Source organism: Spiroplasma endosymbiont of Megaselia nigra, assembly GCF_003987485.1.
In the GTDB taxonomy this organism is placed as follows: domain Bacteria; phylum Bacillota_I; class Bacilli_A; order Mycoplasmatales; family Mycoplasmataceae; genus Spiroplasma.
In genome coordinates, this window is record NZ_RCOO01000300.1 from 1 (window position 1) to 892 (window position 892).

General features: G+C 24.4%; 1 protein-coding gene. It reads left to right on the forward strand.

What is annotated here, in order from left to right; all coding sequences use genetic code 4:
- Window positions 1-170 precede the first annotated feature (170 nt).
- The gene (locus D9R21_RS06750; RefSeq protein WP_126821566.1) at window positions 171-854 is read left to right on the forward strand and encodes a hypothetical protein; all 684 of its coding nucleotides are present in this window, start codon (window positions 171-173) and stop codon (window positions 852-854) included.
- Window positions 855-892: the final 38 nt, after the last annotated feature.

The following is an 892-nucleotide window of genomic DNA, read 5'->3' on the forward strand; positions in this document are numbered from 1 at the left end:
AGTTTTCATTCTTTATTAAAAAAAGCAACAATTCATAACAATATTTACTTATCGCATGACGAATATATTAATGATGTTAAAAAATGAAATAAATGATATTCAAGCCGCAAAGAAAAGGATATAATAAATAAAAGTTTATAAACCTTTTTTACTAATACTTACTTTTTGGGGTGCACTCTAAATTAATTAAATGCCTTACATTAGCAGGATTTTTAACTGGACCGATTGTTACAACAACTTCATTACCAAGTTTTAACTCAAATCAAGATGTTTTAAGAGATTATGATTGTAACTGTGGATTAGAAGCAATTGCTTTAACTTACATTAAAGAAGCAATTGGTGAAATTGAATCAGTTGATGGATCAACTTTACATGCAGGACAAACTTATAGTACTGCTTTCCAATTATTATGAATTGCAATTGAGCAATCTAAAATTAAAGCAGTAGAAAAAGCAAACAATATTAGTGATAAAAATGTCAGAGAAGAGATTATTACATTAATAAATAGTTTGAAAAATAGTGATGCAAAAATCACTGAAGAAAATGCTGTTTTAAGAACAGGAAATAATGAGATCTTAATTAATTTACAACTTGGGTCTGCAAAAGATACAGTACATATTGTATTAGATAGTGTTCAATTGTCACAAGACCCTGATACATTAGAATATACTGCATATGCAATTTTAGTTCAAATTCTAAACAAAGGAATAGCTGATGGTTCAGAATTGCATGCAAAACAAAAATTAGAAGTAGCATTGCTTTATATATGAAACTTTATTGATAAAAAAAAAAAAAAAAAAAAAAAAAAAAAGGAAAAAAAAAAAAAAAAAAAAATTAAAAAATTTAAAATTTAAAAAAAAAATTTTAAATTAAAAAAAAAGATAAAAAGGAA